Genomic DNA, 18,813 nt, shown 5'->3' with positions numbered 1-18,813 from the left:
TGTAAGACAATAAAATATAAAGGAGACAGGGCCAAAATGTGTAGCTCTGTCTCCTTTTATTCTTTATTACTCTAATACTTTTCTACTTTATTCCTTCCTGAGTCTGTATCACAGGCTTCATAGTTCCGTCGGGATTGTAATATAGCCTGTCCACACATACCGGGCGGCTATCACAAAAAGTTATTGTTACATATAGTGTTCTTTACGTTACATCATTATTTCAACTTATTACAGCAACAGATACTTCAGGTTACGCGAAAACGAAAAACAGGCAGAAACCATGTAGTATGTCAGTTAAGATGAAGTGGAATACGAAAAGAGACTACCGCATCCCAAATATGCAGCAGCCTCTATTCCTATAATCAAACCTAAACAATGTTCCTTTATTTCTTGAATCCGGGGAGCATCTCTGCAGACGGACAAGTATAATTATCTATTGGGAGATTTACTTTCTTCAATTTCTTCAAACTGAAATGGGGTTTCTCCACTCCCTTTGGATATTTCATATGTGAGAATGTGCGGAAATACTCCAGGCAGGCGTCTTTCCACCATACTGCATCTGATGCCTGTATCTCAAAACGATGCAACACAGCGGCATGACGTTCAGCATCCACGTAAGGTGACATGGCAGTCCATGTATCACGAAAACTTCGTACTGCATCCACACCATGCTGATAGTGCATACAAAGTTCATCCCACATAGTACGCCCGGACTTCATTTCATACTTCCACGGAACATGATGAAACCATAGAATGAATTCCTCAGGACAAATATCAATATTATTTAATACTGCAGCCAGAGAATCAGGATACTGCGAAACGGCATCGCTACCCTCTGTGGTACGGTCGAAACCTAAGCCTTCGATATCAGCACGATGATAGTATGTAGGGAGCCAGTCAGGACGTGCACCTTCTATCTCACACCAAGGTTCAGGGCCATAATGATGTCCCCAGGCAAATATATGATGCAGACCGAGCGGCATCATATAGTCTACCACGGCCTCACGGCTTTGCAGCATAACTTCAGTCATAGGGCGAAGGAAACGTCTGTCAGTAGTAAATGTCTGTGCCAGCCACTCTTCTGCAATTTCCTGAGATGTGAGCGCGGGATTCCATGCCAAACGGCCGAAAGCATACCAGTTGGACTGTGCCAGGTCGTTTCCGCACCAGTTGGTGTCGTCGCCTATGTTTGCCACTCCGGCGGCCGCGCGCATAGCCGATGGGGGAAAGTACTGATAGAACTCTTTCCACATGGGGGCGAGGTATGCCAGATGGTTGGAGTGTCCCAGGTACTCTTGTGTGACCTGAAACTCTACCATTAGCCGGGTATGGGGCATAGCACCGAAAAGCGGACTGTATGGTTCGCGTGGCTGGAAGTCGATAGGTCCGTTCTTGACTTGAACAATGACATTGTCAAGGAACTTACCGTCCAAAGGTTTGAACTCAAGATATGCCTGCTTGGCACGGTCATCATCCGTAGGACTGTAGACAAAGGCTCGCCACATCACGATACCTCCATAAGGTTTCATAGCAGAAGCCAGCATGTTAGCTCCCTCAGCATGAGTACGGTTATAATCGCACGGGCCAGGTTGTCCTTCGGAATTGGCTTTAACAAGAAATCCACCGAAATCTGGAATCAATGAATACACTTCATGCACCTTCATTTTCCACCAGTCAGCCACTTTCTTGTCTAGTGGGTCGGCTGTGGTAAGTCCGCCGAGTTTCATCGGTGTAGCAAAATTCACAGACAAGTAGACTTTTATCCCGTAAGGGCGGAAGAGGTCTGCCAATGCCTTGATTTTTTTCAGATTGTCGTACGAAAGGACATCTGGTGAGGCATTGACATTATTCAGCACAGTGCCATTAATTCCTATTGATGCATTGGCACGAGCGTATTCTGCATACCTTGGCGAGAGGGTGGCAGGCAGCTCATCCCATTTCCATAGTGAACGTCCGGCATATCCTCGTTCAATGGTTCCGTCGGGATTATCCCAATGATTAAGTATGCGAATATCGTTCATCGGTTTCTCGCAGATATCCAAAGCAGAACAGTCTTTTCCTGAGGCCTGCAAGCGCAACAGATGATAGACTGCATAAAGAAGTCCTGTTTCGGAAAGTGAACGCAAGGTTATAACATTGTCCTTTGCAGTAATGGTATATCCGTCTTTGCCCAGAGAGTAGTATTTATCATCTGCCATTAGCTGTAGTGAGACTTTACCTCCATGCCAGAAGGTTGACAGCTCGTTCACGGCAATGCGCATGGTGGGTGATTCTACATCATTTTCTATCTGTGGACAGACGGACACAGTGTCATAGCGCAACCACAGACGGCTGCCGTCCTCGGCATGGGATGGCAGCGCTGCAGTGCATATAAACAAAGCTAATAATATTCGTTTCAGCATGAAAAAGTGTTAAGCTTGTGAATATATTTTTTGACAAAAGAACAAAAGAACAGATTTTTTACTTGTATATGTTCTTATGTACTTATGTCATATAATTTTAAATTGACAAGGTTGCCTTCCGGATAGAGACCTTATCAACTATAGAAAAGCCTTGTAACCTATCAATATCTCTGTCCAAACTTACTTATATCCTCACTTCCTTCAATAGTTATAATCTTTCCGTCGGCATCATACTCCAATTCCACAACCTTCAGGCTGCGAAGCCATGTCTTTCCGTTTGATGGTACACAGTCGTGATGGAAAAGATACCACTTTCCTTTATACTCGGCAATAGAGTGATGGGTAGTCCATCCGATGACAGGAGTAAGAATAACTCCCTGATATGTAAATGGTCCGTAAGGATTATCCCCCACAGCATAGCACAACAGATGAGTGTCGCCTGTAGAGTATGACAGATAGTACTTGCCGTTATACTTATGCATCCAAGAAGCTTCGAAGAAACGGTGAGGGTCGCCTGCAGTAAGAGGCTTTCCATCCTCTCCAAGAATTATTACCGGACGTGGTTCTTCAGCAAACTCAAGCATATTATCGGCAAGTTTAACCACTCGGCTAGGCAATGCCGGTTCATCATCGGCAGGAAGGTGAGGATTCTCGATAGCCTTGTTGTCACGATAGCGCTGCAACTGTCCGCCCCAGATACCACCAAAATAGATATAGTGGCTGCCGTCGTCATCGCGGAACACAGCCATATCGATACTGTAACTTCCGCGGATAGGGTCAGGCTGAGGGATAAAAGGACCTTCAGGCTTGTCACTAATGGCTACACCCATACGGAAAATGTCATTACGGTCTTTCAAAGGAAAATAAAGATAATACTTTCCGTCTTTATAAGCTACATCGCAGTCCCAAAGCTGACGTCCTGCCCAAGGGATGTCTGCCACACGCAGTGCTACACCGTGGTCGGTTACTTCGCCATGCATGACATCGTCGGTAGAGAGAACATGATAATCATTCATATCAAAATGGTCACCGTTATCATTTTCAGGAATACCGGACTCGCGGTCGTGCGAAGGATAGATATACAGACGGCCGTTGAATACATGTACTGATGGGTCTGCCATATAGTCGGCAGGGAAAAGGTATCTTTCTTCTTTTTTCATGATTTTTTAGTTGTTAGTTGTTATTTATTTTCAGATACTAGACACCAGGTACTAGTTGACTAGGTTCCTAGTATCTAGTCCCTGTTAATAATTTCTTTTACGAATTCTTTAGGCTGATAGTTACGGTCAAACAGCAATGCATAATCCTTTCTACCTTTCACCGGGAAGTTGTTTTTCCACGAATCGCCATCGCTCACTCCCCATGCTGTGACGCGTGTAACGATGTCGGCATGTTTCTCAAATAGATTGAAGAACTGCATCATTCTGTCATTCCAGGCCTTGTTTACCGAGTCTGGCAATGCTTCCGGATAAGGGTTGAGAGATTTCTTGAACGCCACGGTATCCGAGATATTGGCACTCTGACGTGCTGTAGGCAGTGCACTCATGTCCCATTCAGTAATCATTACTTTCACGCCGGTAGCTGCAAAAGCAAGCATACTCTCTTCAAATTCCTTTATATCAGGATAATCCATTCCCATGTGTCCTTGCATACCAACGGCATCGATGCGCAATCCACGTTCCTTGAGCCGGTTCACCATCTTCACCACGCCGTCGCGTCTGCCCTTCACATTCATGCCGTAGTCGTTATAATAAAGTTCCACGTCCGGGTCAGCCTCGTGAGCATACTGGAATGCCAATGGGATGAACTCCTCGCCCAAAATCTCATAGAACTTGCTTTTGCGGTACGAACCATCTTCCACAATGGCTTCGTTCACCACATCCCATCCCTTAATTTTTCCTTTATATCTGGTAACCACTGTAGTGATGTGCTCTTTCATTCTCTGCTTAAGCACTTCCGGTGAAACAGTATTTCCTTTTTCATCGAGGAAGAACCACTTGGGACACTGTGAGTGCCATATCAGACAGTGACCTATCACAGTCAGTCCGTTCTCAATACCGAAGTTGACAAACTTGTCGGCTTCCTTGAAGTCATACACTCCATCCGCCGGATGCACTTCCTCCATCTTCATGCAATTTTCTGCAACAATGGCATTAAAGTGTCGTTTCACAATCTTCACTGCCGAAGTATCAATACCACCAGACTGCCATACGTTAAGTGCTGTTCCGATAAGGAACTTGTCGCCTACGGCATCTTTAAGCCCTTTTTCTACAGTTACATCTGCAGAGTTTCCTGCACAAGCTGCCATCATGGCACCGCAAACTGACGCGGCAAAAATGTTTTTGAATTTCATGAGTATGAGTTTTTAGTTGTTAGTTGTTGGTTTTTAGTTGTTAGTAGTCGTTTCGGCTTCTTCTGATTTTCAGTTCTGCTTGCATCTTTTCGTTATATTCCTTACTGATAGGATAGAAGAAGAGTGCTATCACTCCCACGAAGAAACATGCTGCCGGGATGATACTTGAAGAAAGTACGATACCGTTCACTGCAGATTCCGTCTGTGCCACACCCGCGCCGGACACATACCCGAAGCCGGACAACAGGAAACCAAGGATGGCACCTCCAACACCCAAGCCTGCCTTTAGGGCGAACACCACTCCGGCAAACACGAAGCCTGTGGCACGGCGATAGTGGACATATTCCGAATGATCGGCCACATCGGCTATCATAGCCCAAAGCAGAGGAACAGTAGGTGCATAAGCCAGACTCTTAAGGAAGTTAAGTGCAAACATAAATCCGATGTTGTCCCTGGCAGGGAAATAGAACATGGCTGTGAATACTGCAGTGAGAGCAAGACACACTATGAACGTACGTTTCTTGCCATACTTGGCTGCCAGATATTCCGACAGGAAAATCACGCCGAAGAACTGAACCAGCGCACCCAGCATATTAAACACGCCGAAACCTACCTCGTAAGCCTTATCAGGCGAGTTCACAATCAGTCCAAAGGCATTGAGCACGGTATATCCCCAAGAGTCGGATACCTCGGCCGAAGCCAATCCTATATTATCCAGGAAAGCATACAAAGCCACCGGGTCCACATAATTCTCGAAGTAGTAATTCATGGCACTTCCCCACATGGCCAGGGTAATAAAGACGAAGAGGGTAAGTACGAACATCGCCTTCCAAGGCACACTGCCAAGCACATCCTTTATATCCTGGCGGGTGTCATTCTTCTGTCCTGCCGGAGGAGTGATACGCTCCTTGCTAGAGAAGAACACCACGAGCAGGAACACCAGTCCCACAGCTGCAAACAGCGAGACGGTGCACAGCCATCCGTGCGCCTTGTCCGCTCCCTCTGAGAACTTGCTCACCAGTGGGAGAGTAAGTCCCTGCACCACGAACTGCGCTATGGTGGAGAATACGAACCTCACCGAAGTGATACTGGTACGTTCTTTTATATCGGCCGACATCACTCCTCCCAATGAAGAATAAGGAGTGTTGTTGAAAGAGTACATAGTCATGAGCAAAGTGTACGATATAGTGGCATACAGAGCCACAAGCCCTTTATCCTCGATGCCGGGGTTATAGAACGCCAGCACATAGAACACCATAAATGGCAGTGCGGTCCATAGCACCCACGGGCGATACTTTCCCCAGCGAGTGTTGGTTCTGTCGGAGATAATACCCACAGTGGGATCCACAAACGCATCCACTATGCGTGCCACGAGCATCACGGTGCCGGCTATGGCACCCTCCAACCCGAACACATCGGTATAAAACTTTGTCTGATAAATCATCATCATCTGGAAGACGAGGTTTGCCGAGCAGTCTCCCAGTCCGTAGCCTACCTTCTCGGCCATGGACACTTTTTTGTTAAGAATATTCATGAGTGTGAGGTTATTAGTTTTTTAGTTTTAAGTTTTGAATTCTTAATTCTTAATTATTCATTAAGAGAAGAGAGTACAGCTCTGACCAGTCTTTCTGCCGGCGTTTTCTTGTCCAGCGGATGGATATCATTCCATTCACCCGTATCGCTGTTCTTTATCAGAGTAGCATTGCCATCCTGCTGTGCCGCCATAGCCTGCTGCTTTCTCATCTCAGCCCACGCCTTTCTGCCAGGATCTTCAGGAGCAAGGAAATCGGCAAGTTCTATTATATAAAAAGGAAGATTATCGCCGAAAGTACATCGCCAGTCCTTCATCATCGCACAGAGCAAGGCTGCATATTCATTCCAGCGTCCCACATTCGATTCGCCCTGATACCATGCCACCCCCTTGAACGTGTAGTCTCTGAGTGGATAAATCATGCCATTATAAAGTCCCGTTGGCATATTCTGAAAAGACGTGGACTGTGGAGCCGACGGCATCTGTGCCCCGGCACAGTGTTTCCACTCTCCCTCCAGCGACACTTCACCGCCACGACATATAATTTTGTAAGGCTTCTCGCGTACGAACGACGGCTTTCCACCATAACTCACCAGGCGTATGGTGACCTGATTCCTACCCTCGCGGAGCAATCCGGCAGGCACCTTATATATGCGTGGAGGATACTGATAGCCTGTAGAGCCCACCAGACGGCCATTCACATACACCGAGTCTGCATCCACCATGCACCCCAGGCGCAACACAGCCTCGCCCTGCGCCATCTGTGCCGTCAGTGTGAAATCCTTTCTGAGCCAATGCGAACCTGCTGCCGGACGCCCCCGGCGCATAGCCCATGATGGCGAGAACATATCCACCCTCTGCCAGCTGCTGTCGTCCATATCAGCCGCATACCAGGGTACAGGAGCATGAATACCAGGATCGGTCATGTACAGCTGCCTGCCCCACTGCGCCGAGCGCAAACGTTCCATACGCGTAATCTCGTCCGTCAGCTGTTTGTTCTCATACATTGATTTCAGATTTATATATTCGGGGAAATCCTTCAGCGCATCCTCGCCGGTCCATGCCTCCACCGGCGTGCCACCCCAACTGGCATTCACAATACCCACCGGCACACCCGTGCGCTCCTGCAGCAATCTGCCGAAGAAATAACACAAGGCCGAGAATCCCGGCACGTTTCGCTCCGTCATAGCCTTCCAGGGCTCGCGGCGTATGCTGTCTGCCGGATTATCGAAACGCCATGCATAAGGCACCTTGAGATACCTCACGCGCGTGTTCTCATATCCGTTCACTTCGTCGGCAAACCTGTCCATCACCCTGGCCACAGTGAGTTCCATGTTCGACTGTCCTGAGCACAGAAACACATCGCCCACCAACACATCCCTCAAGGTAACATCGTTCACCTTCATCACATACGGCCCACCTGCCTTCATAGGCTGAAGCCTTACGGTCCATCGGCCAAGGCTGTCGGCATATACAGTGCTGTTCGTGCCTGCCATACTGAAACTGATTTTCTCTCCCGGATCCGCCCATCCGCCTATCTCCACCACGCGTCCGCGTTGAAGCACCATGCCATCGGCAAACAGAGGGGACATCCTCACCCCTGCCACAATTCCGGACAGCGGTGCCACCATCCATAGCAGAGCGGTAATAACAGAATATAAACTATGTGTCTTCATGATAATATTTTATTTAAGGCAAAGATAGCTAAAACCCGTGGCAGAGGATTGTCCGTATGATACAAAGGGTTTGTGAGAGGTTACATGGGGAAGACGGAATGTAACAAAAACTTTGCTGTATGTTACATCGCGCCCCACAAATATATTTTTTTATGATATTGCAGACCAATCAACACTGCGTGTCCTGATTTCCGCCAGATGTCGCCACACCACAGCATTCTCAGGTTTTACGGCTTGCGGATCGTCATCGATAATACGTTCCGCGACATTACGCACATACTGCAACAGCTGCCCGTCGCGTGCCAGATTTGCAATTTTCAAGTCGAAAGCCACCCCACTCTGCTGAGTTCCCTCTATATCGCCGGGGCCACGTAATTTCAAGTCTGCTTCAGCTATTTCAAAGCCATCGTTTGTATCAACCATTATCTGAATCCTTTTGCGAGTTTCTTCCGACAGCTTATATCCTGTCATTAGAATACAATAAGACTGATCGCCCCCTCTACCTACTCTTCCACGAAGCTGATGCAACTGAGAAAGTCCGAAACGTTCGGCATTTTCTATAACCATTACTGATGCATTAGGAACATTAACACCTACTTCTATCACTGTAGTTGCAACCATAATCTGTGTTTCACAACATACAAAACGACGCATTTCCTCATCCTTCTCCACCGGTTTCATCTTCCCATGTACACGACTTACTTTATATTCAGGGAACACGTTACACACGGTAGCATATCCATCCTCGAGGTTTTTAATATCCATCTTCTCGCTCTCCTGTATCAGCGGATAGACGATATACGCCTGACGCCCCATACGTAACTGTCCACGCACAAACTCATACATAGAAGCCCTCATACTTTCAAAACGGTGCACGGTAGTAACAGGTTTTCTGCCGGGAGGCAACTCATCTATTACAGACACATCCAGATCGCCATAAAGCGTCATAGCCAGTGTACGTGGAATAGGAGTAGCCGTCATAACCAGCACATGTGGTAAAATCTTGTTTTTGGCCCACAGTCTGGCTCTCTGCTCCACCCCAAAGCGATGTTGTTCATCTATAATCACCAATCCCAAAGATGCAAACTCCACCGTATCCTCTATCACAGCATGTGTTCCCACAAGTATATTCACAGTACCTGCCATAAGATCTCCGAGTATTGTCTCGCGTTTTTTTCCTTTGACAGAACCTGTAAGTAATTCCACCCTTACATTCATCCCGGCAAGAAAACGACACAATGTCTCGTAATGTTGCGACGCCAGAATCTCAGTAGGAGCCATCATGCACGCCTGACATCCATTATCAAGCGCAATAAGCATTGCCAATAGTGCTACAAGAGTCTTTCCACTCCCCACATCTCCCTGCAGCAAACGATTCATCTGCCGTCCACTACCCATGTCGCGACGCATCTCACGAACCACACGTTTCTGTGCTCCCGTAAGACTGAAAGGTAAATATTCAGAATAAAAAGTGTTGAAATTTTCATCCACCCTGCTGAAAACAATACCACCAAAACGGTTTCTTCTCTCACGTGAATAACGCAAGATATTAAGTTGTATGTAGAACAATTCCTCGAACTTCAGTCTGTATTGTGCACGCCTAAGCACTTCCGGATTCCGCGGGAAATGTACATTACGCAAAGCTTCTGCAATCGGCATCAATCCATGTGCAGATACTATACCGGGACTCAATGTTTCTTCATTAATATCATCCCCTACCACACTGAAGAGAGTAGCCATGAGTTTTTCTATCGCGCCCGATGATATATTCATGCGCTTCATTCTCTCTGTAGTATTATAATACGGTCTGAGTCCCATAGACGAGAGCGTTACTTCATCGGCTCTTTCAATATCCGGATGAGCAATATTCACCCTACCTCCGAAAACAGTCGGCCTGCCGAATACAATATACTCTTGCCTGCACTTATACTTTCCTGTAACAAATTTTAATCCTTGAAACCATACCAGATCAGCCACGCCTGTACCATCAGAAAAATGAGCGACCAACCTGCGCTGTCTTCCTTCACCTAAAGTTTCGAAACTCAGAATCTGCCCTTTAAGTTGGATGTAAGGCATTGTACCATCTATTTCTGAAACATAATATATACGACTGCGATCTACATACTTGTATGGGAAATGATACAGTAAGTCCTTAAAGGAACGGATACCCAGTTCCTTTTCAAGAATTTCTGCTCTGTGTGGTCCCACACCGGGCAGGAATTTTATATCGCGGGATGATAAGGACATTTCCACAGTGCTTCGGCCACAACCATATCGAAAGGTGTGGTAATTTTAATATTCTCCCTATTGCCCTCTGCCAGTTCAATGCTCTGCCCCATAGCTTCAACAACAGAAGCATCGTCTGTAAACTCTTCCCTATAACCTGCGGAATATGCTTCTTTCAGCATCTGTGCCGGAAACACCTGAGGAGTTTGAACTAACCTATAAGAATCACGTGGCACAGTAACACTCATACCGTTATGCTCCACCAGTCTGAGCGTTTCTATTACACCAGTCACCGGTACTACAGCCTTTCCGGCAGCAGCCATATCAAAACATCGACTGATAACATCGTGCGACACAAACGGGCGTACTCCATCGTGAACGGCCACCACTGCATCTTCATCGTCCACTAGCGCCAAGCCGTTACGTACCGAATGGAAACGGGTTTCACCTCCATCTGCAATTCGGTGTGGCACCACGAATGAGTATTCCTCACACAGATTATGCCAGTATTCTTGATGAGCCTGTGGAAGAACCAGAATGATATTTATCTTCTGCGAAAAGGAAAAAAAATTCTCCATCGTTCGCATCAGCACAGGCTTGCCAGCAAGAGGAAGAAACTGCTTGGGCAAATCACCTCCCATACGCAATCCCTTTCCTCCTGCTACTATAATAACATGTTGTTTCATCATGCGTAAAGCATACCTTTTCTCACCTCATCAGCCTTTTCACGTCCCACAAGGCTCTCCAATATTGCAAAACCGAATTCTGCTGCGGCGGCAGGACCTTTACCAAGGATAAAATTATCTACACATTCCACTAAATTGCCAGTGTATTCAGCTCCATCCAGATATTTATCGAAACCAGGATAGCAAGTAGCCTTCTTTCCCTTGAGCAAACCACGTTTGCCATACACCATAGGAGCAGCACAAATGGCAGCCATAGGCTTGCCGGCCGCTGCAAAGTCCATAATCATTCTGTCAAGAGCTTCACAAGCATCAAGATTTGTTGCCCCGGGAAGTCCACCCGGCAAAATAATCATCCGTACATCAGCAGCAGATATTTCGTTCATTACAGCATCAGCAACAACCTGAACACCATGAGAACTTTTCACAATTTTATCTGAGGATACAGAAACTGTAATAGCATCCACACCACCGCGACGTAAAATATCAAGCGGCAACAAAGCTTCGGATTCCTCGAATCCTTCAGCAAGAAAAATCATTGGTTTCATATTTTTGGTTTTTAGTTTTTTTCAGTATTAATTTTCCATCATCTAAGTCTGAAGTAATACGTTATAGTACCACTCTGATTATCTGGCCCATCCACAGCATTGAAACGAGCCTTACGAGCTGCATCCTCAGCAGCTTTTCTCAATGCAGGATTCACCGTATTTGTACGTTTATTGATACTTGTACTTATCACCTGCCCTGCAGGGTTAACAACAATAGTTACTACCACACGTCCTTCTTCCTGTACATTATATACTGGCACCGGTAGTCCACCCTGTCCAAGACTACGTCCATTCAAATCGAAAGTTCCATAACCTCCTATACCTGACATTCCTCCCGTAGAATTATTACCGTCAGTCCTGCCCTGTACTCCAGAACCCGATGTTGCAGTACCTTTACTACCCATCTGAGCTCCCTTCCCGAAAGCTCCTGCAATTTTGCTCGCTGCAGCCTGAGCTGCCGCTTTTTCGGCTTCGGCACGTTTCTCTGCCTCTGTTTTCTCCCTTACTACCTCAGTTTTTTCTTCCTTGACCGTCAGCGATGGTTCATCCTGCTGTGTTATCATAGGCTGCTCCACTTCCGTCTGCTGCTCCGGCAAACTCTGCACATCAGGTTGGGGCTGTGGCATCACGTCCACCTCAGTCATCATATATGGGTCTGCGTTACCTTGAGCAAGGTCGGTATTCCCCATCATAACAGGTACACCTCCCTCCTCCTGCTTTTCCGGTATATCCAGATTAAGCAAGAGAAGCAACACTACGACAAGAACATGTACAGACAGTGTTCCTACAAATCCTGTTATTTTGCTTTTCTTCATTTTTTATCAGGTCTCCTTGTGGCCAACACCATTTTAAAATGATTTTCGTTTGCTACATTCAGAATGCGTACTATCTCCCTATAAGGAACAGACTCATCGGCATACAGAGCCACATACATTTCAGGTTCCTTGGCTGCACAATTCTGTAGAAAGCCCGTCACCTCATCTATAAACAACGGCATTTCATCTTCATTACCGAAAGCGCCATAATAATTCAAATTCTTGTCTATGATAATTCTTGCCATAGGCTTGGCCGATGTCTGCTGTGATCCTTGCGGAAGCAACACCTTAATGGCATTAGGCGAAACCATGGTAGAAGTAATCATAAAAAATATCAGTAACAGGAATATCAGGTCAGTCATTGACGACATACTGAATCCCGGTGATATCCTTTGTCTTCTCTTCAGTGCCATGATATTATTTTTCGTTAGGTTCGTTCAGTAAATCCATAAAAGCCATTGTACGAGCTTCCATCCGGCTTACAACTTTATCTATTCTATAAACCAGATGATTATAGGCAAACATTGTTATAATACCAACGACAAGACCACCAACTGTAGTAATCATAGCCTCATAAATGCCACTTGACAGAAGAGTGATATCAATATTATTACCGGCATTTGCCATATTCCAGAAAGCCTGTACCATACCCGTTACAGTTCCCAGGAAACCCAACATAGGGGCTCCACTGGAAATGGTAGCCATTATTGAAAGTCCGTTCTCCAACTTTGCCACTTCTATATTTCCCGTATTCTCTATTGCAGCCTGAACGTCTGCCACAGGATGTCCCATACGGGTGATACCTTTTTCTATCATTCTTGCAGCAGGAGTATTAGCGATACGACAATAGTTAATAGCCGATTTTATTTCTCCACTACGTATATAATCACGTATTCTGTCCATAAACAACGGATCTTCTTTCGCTGCCCGGCTTATAGTAAAAGCACGTTCAAAAAAGATGTAAAATGCCACAACCGACATGAGTGCCAGCACAGCCATAATCCATCCGCCCTTAAGAGCCATATCCCAAAGATTCATTTGCGGTTCAGCATCTACCACCGGAGTAAGAACCGGATTGGCACCCGCCATTGTGTCGGCCACTGTCTGCGCAGCTGCCATAAGAGTGATTAATTGCATGAGTTTTTTGTTGTTTAATATTAGTTTTAAATGTCAGTTCACTCCAAACATTTTCTGTATTCCCCAATAGTTTTCTTCAATCCCAGATATAGAGCATCACATATCAAAGCATGACCTATTGAGACCTCATCAAGCCAAGGTATATTACGATGAAAAAATTCCAAGTTTTCAAGGCTCAAATCATGACCGGCATTAAGCCCCATACCTAACTTGCGCACAGCTTTGGCTGCCTCTACAAAAGGAGCTACTGCCTCCTCAGGATTCTTTTTATATGCAGACGCATATGGTTCGGTATACAATTCCACTCTATCAGCACCTGCCCGAGCAGCATATTCAATCATTTCTATATCTGTTCCTACAAATATAGAAGTTCTTACACCAGCCTCTCCAAATCTATCCATCAAATCAGACAAAAATTCCAAATTTTTCTTTGTATCCCATCCCGAATTTGATGTTATCTGATCAGGAGCATCTGGAACTAATGTAACCTGATGGGGTTTAACCTTCAGCACCAGATCTATAAAATCGGCAGAAGGATAACCTTCAATATTAAACTCTGTTTTAAGAAGTGGACGCAATGCATACACATCACTATACCTGATATGACGTTCGTCAGGACGGGGATGTACAGTTATACCTTCAGCTCCAAAAGTTTCACAATCCAATGCAACCTTCTCGACATTAGGGTTATTACCGCCACGTGCATTACGTAAAGTTGCAATCTTGTTTATATTTACACTTAGTTTGGTCATAATTGATGATTTTTATATCTTTGCATATCAGAATGCAAAGTTAGTAGGTTTTATCATAAACCAACTAACATACAGGTTAAAAAAGATTGATAACAAGCTACACTTTATGCAAAAGGAGATGAAATTTGCCATTTTTGGAAATACATATCAAGAACACAAATCAGCCCACATAACTCATTTACTTAAGATTTTGCGTAAAAGAAACGCAGAAATATGTATTAGTCACGAATTCTATGAATTTCTAAGAATACACACTCAGACAGATTTAAGTTCTCTTCAAATATTTGATGGAAACGATTTCACAGCCGACATGGTATTAAGTATTGGTGGAGACGGAACATTTCTAAAAGCCGCTAGCCGTGTAGGAGAAAAAGAAATACCTATTTTGGGTATTAACACCGGGAGATTAGGATTTCTGGCAGCTATATCACCAGACGAAATGGAAGAAACATTTGATGATATATATAATGGAGATTTCATTGCAGAGCCAAGAAGAGTACTTAAACTTACATGTGAAAACAACATTCTAAAAGGTTGTCCTTATGCCTTAAATGAAATAGCAGTCCTAAAAAGAGACAGCTCTTCCATGATAACAATAAAAGCATACATAAACAATGAGCTTTTAAATATATATCAGGCGGATGGTCTTATTATTGCGACTCCAACCGGTTCTACCGGATATTCACTAAGCGTTAATGGTCCTATCATGGTTCCTCAAAGCGGGACCATTAGTATCACTGCTGTAGCGCCACACAGTCTCAACGTGCGTCCTATAGTCATACGTGATGATTGGGAAATAACACTAGAGGTTGCAAGCAGAAGCCATAATTTTCTGATTGCGGTTGATGGCAGAAGCGAAAGTTGTCACGAAGAGACAAAGCTTACAATAAAAAGGGCCAATCATTTTACAAAGATTGTAAAGAGAAAAAATCATACTTTTTTCAATACACTCAGAGAAAAAATGATGTGGGGAGCAGACAATAGAATATAAATAACTAAAGTTTCAGATTTGGAATTCATCGTTTAATTTAGGCATTAAAAGACCTTGCTTACTTCTTTTTTCACAGAAATAAGTCAGACAATCGTAATAACGCACATAAAATTTGGGTTTTTCTATCGTTTGACAGGTGTCAGACAATCGTTTGACAGTTGTCAGACAATTATTTGACACGTGTCGGACAACCGTTTGACACCTGTCAAACGACATGGAATTAAGTCAAATACCAACCGTATTCACTTAATCTCCAAGGAATACGGTCGGTTATATTATTATTCAAAAATCAATCTGATGGAACAGAACTTCTGAGTAACATCAGATGTCCCACGCATAATTTTCACATTCCATTCTGATGCTTTCAACAATTCCTTAGGAAGTTTCAGTACATTCTGTGTGATATTACCATCAATATCACCTACCTTAGTTCCATTAACATAAAGCACAGCATTTCTTGATGAATCCCAAAAAGTTTTCACCATTATGGCATTTACCGGTTTTCCATTAGACTTCATCTTATAAGAGAACCATCCACGCGTTTCACGCCAAGGAGTTCCCTGTTCACTGCCTATAACTGAATTTTCCATTTCTATAAAGTGATCACTTTCTGGTTGCTGTTCACCACAAGCTACCATATCAGCAGTAATTTTCTCCAATTTAATGCGCTGTTCTTCTGCTTTGGTAAGTTCCTCTTGCCTTTTTTTCAACTCCTCACCTGATACAACTTCCCAATAAATCATATATCTGCATTCGTGCGTTTTATAGAATGGTTTAAGCGTCATACCTTCATATCTTGAAGGATATGTTCCATACAGTCTAAACTCAAGTTTATCAGAACTTTCTTTCTTTATATTAGAAACTATATTATTTTCATCACCTACTATTACAGGAAATCCTTGTAAAGGTAATTGCGGTCCCGATGCAATATGCCCACCTCTACTATCATCGGCAAATTGTCCATCAAGTCTTTCCTTGCCCAAATCTGCAGCCAATACAATAGGACCATACATAAAAGAATAATAAGAAGACTTATCAGGAAGCTGTACTGCACGCAAGTTCATAGGTAAAGACATCTCTATTTCATCCCCATCGTTCCATTTCCTGTCAAGCGTATAATATCCGTTATTTAATACAGCCTCAACTTTTTTTCCGTTTACCATAAAAGCAACTCTATCTTTATCAATCCACTCAGGGCAACGGAAACTTATTTTCATTTTTTTCGTTTTTGAGGTATTTACTACAACTTTTGTACTTTCCATCTCTGGAAAAGAAGTCTTTTGGGTAAATACCATGCCTGTTTCTTTCCAATTAAGTTCAGAAGCAATAAACAGATTAATAATAAGTTCTTTATCTCGCAAAGCATATATCATCTCTCCATATTTGGCGTGATTTTCCATACCAGAACCTACACAACACCAAAAACAATTTTGTGGTTGAGAATAAACTCTATAGTGTCCTGAACGCATTGGTGTGAAATAAACTAACCCTCCCTGCACCGGATTTTGGCTTGATAAAATGTGATTAAATAATGCACGCTCATAATAATCCATATAGGATGTGTTAGCAGAAGTCTGATAAAGCATCTTTGTCAACCTAAGCATATTATAAGTATTACAAGTCTCAGGTCCCTGTTCGCTAGTCATCATACTCGAGAAATCATCCGACTTATGGAAATGTTCTCTAACACTATTTCCACCAATAGAAACACTTCTATTGTTTACAACAGTATTCCAGAAAAACTCTGAAGCTTCACTCCAATCCTTATTACTACCCAAATCGGCAATTCTTTTAAACCCAATAACTTTTGGGATCTGTGTATTTGCATGCATTCCTGTAAGAGCATCTTTCTTTTCCAAAAGAGGATCAAGTACAACTCTATGTGAAAAACGTTTTGCCAATTCCAGGTATTTTTCATCTCCAGTAATACCATACACATCTGCAAAGATTTCATTAAGGCCTCCATGTTCGCTTCTAAGCATATCTTGTATTTGCTCATCATTTAATCCAGAAACTAGTTCCATCATCCAATCAGTAAGTGCTATAAGCATATCTTTTGCATCTTCCTGTCCGGCAACAACATAGGCATCACGCAATCCAGCATAAGTTTTGTGTATATTATACAGTGGAACCCATCTATTATTCAAGCCAAAAGGATTGGCATTAATTTTTCCATCTTTAATTTCTTTCCAAATTGCTTTTCCACCAGGAACGCCACACAAATAACCATTACGAGACGCATCTTGACAACGTTTCATTTCAGACAAAAAATAATCCAACCTAGCTTTAATTTCTGCATCTCCAGTAGATGCATACATATAAGATAAAGCTGACAAGTAATGACCACCTATATGACCATCCAATCCAGTATTTTCCCAATTAGGATAATTTTCGGCTTTTGGCAACAAACCTGCCTCCTTCATATAAGGAGCCAATAATCTATCAGGGTTAAGTCCCAAAAGATAACATTTGCCCAAACTTTCAGCATTCTTAAATACCCCGGTAGTCAATCTTACCTCGCTAACTGGAAATGTTTTAATTTTTTGAGGCAAAGCAGCCCCTACACCTACTGATGCAAAGAACATCAATCCTAATAAATACAGTTTTCTCATGTTTCCCATTATTTTTATAGTTAACAAAACAATGGCGCAAAGATACAATTAAGTGTATAACTTACAACTTTTACCAAGATAAATAAATCAAAAAGTTTACTTAAGTACCACAATTTATCTTTTTCGTAACTTTATTGTAATCACAGGTCTAAGATGATATTTTACGGTATATCCAGCAGGCCGAATATTAATTCCTCCAAACATATTGAAGGCTGACTCACCATTTTCACATAAATATCTGTTTTCAGTATAAAAAATATTATGTCCATTTTCTCTCAACAATGTATTTAAAGCATTAAGATCATCTGAAAATTCTTTGTAGAATTCCTCAGCTTCGTCTCTTGAAAAAGTACTCCAACCTGTAATTCCATCTATTTCATATCCTTCAAGTAATTCCATAGCCTCACCTTCCTTAAAGATTTTAAACCATTGATCTGGAGATATCAACGTAACAAAAGCTTCATCTGAATCTTGTTCCGTTACTTTCCATACATAGAACGGTCCCCAAATGGAATTAGCAATAGGGAATGCATCAACGAAATAAACATCATCCTCTATTGAGGAATCCCCACTATCCGTTTCACCTTCATCATCAGATATTTCATTTTCAAAGTCAAGTACAATTTCTTCTTCTAAGTTCCATCCGGATATTTGAAAGTTTCCATTAATACCAAGCTCACCTTCATCATCAAACCCACCGGTAATTTTATAAGGTTGTCCCTGTTTAAAACCTTCAGACAATGTATATGAATAACTCTTAATTGAATCACCATTATCCAAAATTACGGTTATAACTGTTTTATAGCCTTCCATAGGAAATAAAAATATCTGTCCTGATACCCATTTATTATTTTTAGGATAACAATCCACTACTGACTGCATAATCCTATCAGAATAACCACCATCTATTTCGTACCCGCAACTAGCAGGAGAAATTTCAACATGTATTTTTTGGATATCAACCGGTATATTATCCAATTCTATTTCTATGGATGATACTATATATGTTGGAATAAAATTAATTTCAGTATTCTTATCAATGGTTATATCTGTATGCACAGCCATAAGAGGTCTGTCAGATATACCA

Annotated in this window: 15 protein-coding genes; 1 reads left to right on the top strand and 14 read right to left on the bottom strand. The window is 43.2% G+C overall.

What is annotated here, in order from left to right; all coding sequences use genetic code 11:
- Positions 1 to 383: 383 nt before the first annotated feature.
- The 12 genes from I6E11_RS05135 to I6E11_RS05080 form a co-directional block, all read right to left on the bottom strand.
- The gene (locus I6E11_RS05135) at positions 384 to 2,402 is read right to left on the bottom strand and encodes an alpha-glucuronidase (protein ID WP_235336784.1); all 2,019 of its coding nucleotides are present in this window, start codon (positions 2,400 to 2,402) and stop codon (positions 384 to 386) included.
- A 161-nt stretch (positions 2,403 to 2,563) separates the two neighbouring features.
- Positions 2,564 to 3,562: a glycoside hydrolase family 43 protein gene (locus tag I6E11_RS05130; RefSeq protein ID WP_235336783.1), complete on the bottom strand. Its 999-nt coding sequence runs from the start codon at positions 3,560 to 3,562 to the stop codon at positions 2,564 to 2,566.
- A gap of 74 nt (positions 3,563 to 3,636) precedes the next feature.
- Positions 3,637 to 4,755 (bottom strand): endo-1,4-beta-xylanase, encoded by a 1,119-nt coding sequence (locus I6E11_RS05125; RefSeq protein ID WP_394800103.1) that lies wholly within the window; start codon positions 4,753 to 4,755, stop codon positions 3,637 to 3,639.
- 40 nt (positions 4,756 to 4,795) lie between these two features.
- Positions 4,796 to 6,289 (bottom strand): MFS transporter, encoded by a 1,494-nt coding sequence (locus I6E11_RS05120; protein ID WP_235336781.1) that lies wholly within the window; start codon positions 6,287 to 6,289, stop codon positions 4,796 to 4,798.
- 53 nt (positions 6,290 to 6,342) lie between these two features.
- Positions 6,343 to 7,962 (bottom strand): sialate O-acetylesterase, encoded by a 1,620-nt coding sequence (locus I6E11_RS05115; RefSeq protein WP_235336780.1) that lies wholly within the window; start codon positions 7,960 to 7,962, stop codon positions 6,343 to 6,345.
- A 150-nt stretch (positions 7,963 to 8,112) separates the two neighbouring features.
- Positions 8,113 to 10,209: an ATP-dependent DNA helicase RecG gene (gene recG / locus I6E11_RS05110; RefSeq protein ID WP_235336778.1), complete on the bottom strand. Its 2,097-nt coding sequence runs from the start codon at positions 10,207 to 10,209 to the stop codon at positions 8,113 to 8,115.
- Positions 10,185 to 10,874: a 2-C-methyl-D-erythritol 4-phosphate cytidylyltransferase gene (locus I6E11_RS05105; RefSeq protein WP_235336826.1), complete on the bottom strand. Its 690-nt coding sequence runs from the start codon at positions 10,872 to 10,874 to the stop codon at positions 10,185 to 10,187. Before I6E11_RS05105 ends, recG begins: the two co-directional genes overlap by 25 nt.
- Positions 10,874 to 11,419, bottom strand: coding sequence for a DJ-1 family glyoxalase III (locus I6E11_RS05100; protein ID WP_235336775.1), 546 nt, complete (start codon positions 11,417 to 11,419; stop codon positions 10,874 to 10,876). The genes I6E11_RS05105 and I6E11_RS05100 overlap by 1 nt, the downstream gene beginning before the upstream one ends.
- Before the next feature lie 38 nt (positions 11,420 to 11,457).
- The gene (locus I6E11_RS05095) at positions 11,458 to 12,234 is read right to left on the bottom strand and encodes an energy transducer TonB family protein (RefSeq protein WP_235336774.1); all 777 of its coding nucleotides are present in this window, start codon (positions 12,232 to 12,234) and stop codon (positions 11,458 to 11,460) included.
- Positions 12,231 to 12,647: an ExbD/TolR family protein gene (locus I6E11_RS05090; protein ID WP_235336773.1), complete on the bottom strand. Its 417-nt coding sequence runs from the start codon at positions 12,645 to 12,647 to the stop codon at positions 12,231 to 12,233. Before I6E11_RS05090 ends, I6E11_RS05095 begins: the two co-directional genes overlap by 4 nt.
- A 4-nt stretch (positions 12,648 to 12,651) precedes the next feature.
- The gene (locus I6E11_RS05085; protein WP_235336772.1) at positions 12,652 to 13,371 is read right to left on the bottom strand and encodes a MotA/TolQ/ExbB proton channel family protein; all 720 of its coding nucleotides are present in this window, start codon (positions 13,369 to 13,371) and stop codon (positions 12,652 to 12,654) included.
- A gap of 38 nt (positions 13,372 to 13,409) precedes the next feature.
- A complete protein-coding gene (locus I6E11_RS05080) occupies positions 13,410 to 14,123 on the bottom strand; it encodes a pyridoxine 5'-phosphate synthase (RefSeq protein WP_235336771.1) in 714 nt (237 codons plus the stop codon).
- Between the two features lie 118 nt (positions 14,124 to 14,241).
- Between I6E11_RS05080 and I6E11_RS05075 the strand changes: the two genes are divergently transcribed.
- Positions 14,242 to 15,114, top strand: coding sequence for an NAD kinase (locus I6E11_RS05075; protein ID WP_394800102.1), 873 nt, complete (start codon positions 14,242 to 14,244; stop codon positions 15,112 to 15,114).
- A 278-nt stretch (positions 15,115 to 15,392) separates the two neighbouring features.
- On the opposite strand, the gene I6E11_RS05070 is transcribed toward I6E11_RS05075, so the two are convergent.
- Together I6E11_RS05070 and I6E11_RS05065 are read right to left on the bottom strand one after the other, a co-directional pair.
- The gene (locus tag I6E11_RS05070; protein ID WP_394800101.1) at positions 15,393 to 17,735 is read right to left on the bottom strand and encodes a glycoside hydrolase family 127 protein; all 2,343 of its coding nucleotides are present in this window, start codon (positions 17,733 to 17,735) and stop codon (positions 15,393 to 15,395) included.
- A gap of 105 nt (positions 17,736 to 17,840) precedes the next feature.
- Positions 17,841 to 18,813 (bottom strand): hypothetical protein (locus tag I6E11_RS05065; RefSeq protein ID WP_235336767.1); only part of this gene is annotated, 973 nt, incomplete at its 5' end.

This window comes from Bacteroides caecigallinarum, from assembly GCF_021531075.1.
GTDB lineage: Bacteria > Bacteroidota > Bacteroidia > Bacteroidales > Bacteroidaceae > Phocaeicola > Phocaeicola caecigallinarum_B.
This window is presented reverse-complemented; position numbering and strand designations above follow the sequence as displayed.

Coding starts and splice junctions, on each gene's coding strand:
- I6E11_RS05135 (WP_235336784.1), bottom strand. CDS start 2,402: ATGCTGAAACGAATATTATTAGCTTTGTTTATATGCACTGCAGCGCTG.
- I6E11_RS05130 (WP_235336783.1), bottom strand. CDS start 3,562: ATGAAAAAAGAAGAAAGATACCTTTTCCCTGCCGACTATATGGCAGAC.
- I6E11_RS05125 (WP_394800103.1), bottom strand. CDS start 4,755: ATGAAATTCAAAAACATTTTTGCCGCGTCAGTTTGCGGTGCCATGATG.
- I6E11_RS05120 (WP_235336781.1), bottom strand. CDS start 6,289: ATGAATATTCTTAACAAAAAAGTGTCCATGGCCGAGAAGGTAGGCTAC.
- I6E11_RS05115 (WP_235336780.1), bottom strand. CDS start 7,962: ATGAAGACACATAGTTTATATTCTGTTATTACCGCTCTGCTATGGATG.
- recG (WP_235336778.1), bottom strand. CDS start 10,209: ATGTCCTTATCATCCCGCGATATAAAATTCCTGCCCGGTGTGGGACCA.
- I6E11_RS05105 (WP_235336826.1), bottom strand. CDS start 10,874: ATGAAACAACATGTTATTATAGTAGCAGGAGGAAAGGGATTGCGTATG.
- I6E11_RS05100 (WP_235336775.1), bottom strand. CDS start 11,419: ATGAAACCAATGATTTTTCTTGCTGAAGGATTCGAGGAATCCGAAGCT.
- I6E11_RS05095 (WP_235336774.1), bottom strand. CDS start 12,234: ATGAAGAAAAGCAAAATAACAGGATTTGTAGGAACACTGTCTGTACAT.
- I6E11_RS05090 (WP_235336773.1), bottom strand. CDS start 12,647: ATGGCACTGAAGAGAAGACAAAGGATATCACCGGGATTCAGTATGTCG.
- I6E11_RS05085 (WP_235336772.1), bottom strand. CDS start 13,371: ATGCAATTAATCACTCTTATGGCAGCTGCGCAGACAGTGGCCGACACA.
- I6E11_RS05080 (WP_235336771.1), bottom strand. CDS start 14,123: ATGACCAAACTAAGTGTAAATATAAACAAGATTGCAACTTTACGTAAT.
- I6E11_RS05075 (WP_394800102.1), top strand. CDS start 14,242: ATGAAATTTGCCATTTTTGGAAATACATATCAAGAACACAAATCAGCC.
- I6E11_RS05070 (WP_394800101.1), bottom strand. CDS start 17,735: ATGGGAAACATGAGAAAACTGTATTTATTAGGATTGATGTTCTTTGCA.